Here is a 1,340-nt window from a genome sequence, read left to right as displayed (position 1 = left end):
CCGCCCTGCCCGCGCGGGTAGCGCCAAGTGTTGAGGCCGAGGCACCGTACCCCACCAACAGCACGCGTGGATCCTTGAGCACATGCACCCCTTTCATCCGGATTCCGCCCCCGGCCTCCCGTAATTTCAGCGGAGCGAGGTGGTCCAGTGCCGGACGGAACCCGGTGGCCCACAGGATGACATCCGCGCGGACTTCTGTCCCGTCTGCCAACAGGACGCCCTCTGGGGTGACAGCCCGCATCGGACCCACCGAGACGAGGTTCCCTGCAGCTATCCCGTCTTGATATTGGCGGGTCAGTGGCAGACCAGTGGTCGACACCACGCTCGCAGGAGGGAGTCCGGCCGCCGTCCGTTCGTTGACCCGGGCTTCGACTTCCCTGCCCCATTCGGCATTGAACTCCCGCCCGGTGAAGGACGGCGGACGGCGAGTGACCCAGGACGTTGTGGCGCCGGCGCCGGCAAGTTGGAGAAGGAACTGGACCGCTGACGTCCCCGCCCCCACCACCACCACGTGCAGGCCACGGAAGTGCTGCGCAGATTGGAAATCGTGGGTATGAAGCTGGCTCCCCAGGAACAGCTCCCGGCCGGGGTAAAACGGCCAATAGGGCCGGTCCCAGGTCCCGGTGCCATTGATGATTAGCTCGGCATCCCAGCTGCCTGACTGGGTAACTACTCGCAATGGACCGGCTGGGGAGGGGGACACCACCTCGGTGACCGCCTCGGGGCGGTGTACCGGGAGGTCGAATTGCCTTTCATAGTCGCCGTAGTAGCGACTGACCACCGACGACGCGGGCTCGGTCGGGTCGGGGATGCCAACCTCAAGGCCCGGCAGGTCGTGAATATTGTGGGCAGTGCCGAAGGTGAGTGACGGCCAGCGGTGACGCCAGGCGCCACCGGGGCCGTCATTGGCGTCCAGGACCACGAAGTCCTCATCGGGTTCAAGCCCTTGCCGCCGCAGATAGTATGCCGCGGACAGGCCAGCTTGCCCGGCTCCGATCACGACCGTCCTCAGCATTCTGCCCTCTCACTCGTGCGCGTAGTCTTCCACCGCTAAAACTGACCTCAGGCCTCGCTTATTCCACCCCCATCCACACCAAATGGCTCAAGGGGCGTCAGGTGCCGTGGCCGCGATTGACCCTTGACACCATTTTCAGATTTGAGGAACCTTCTGACTAAGCTCTCATCTTCGAATCCGATGATGATTGGCAGAGCTGACGCCCAGAAGGGGGCAGGCAGTGCAGCCAGCAGACATCAACTCCACCGGTCCCGCGGTAAGAACCTTCGGTGTGGAAGAGGAACTGCTGCTCCTGGATGAACACACCGGCCGGCCGGCGCCGCTC

1 protein-coding gene is annotated in these 1,340 nt (G+C 64.3%); it reads right to left on the bottom strand.

What is annotated here, in order from left to right; genetic code table 11:
* Window positions 1–1,015 (bottom strand): NAD(P)-binding domain-containing protein (locus tag K728_RS0111230; RefSeq protein WP_193353931.1); only part of this gene is annotated, 1,015 nt, incomplete at its 3' end.
* Window positions 1,016–1,340: the final 325 nt, after the last annotated feature.

Source organism: Arthrobacter sp. CAL618 (genome assembly GCF_000468215.1).
Taxonomy (GTDB): Bacteria; Actinomycetota; Actinomycetes; order Actinomycetales; family Micrococcaceae; genus Arthrobacter_D.
This window is presented reverse-complemented; position numbering and strand designations above follow the sequence as displayed.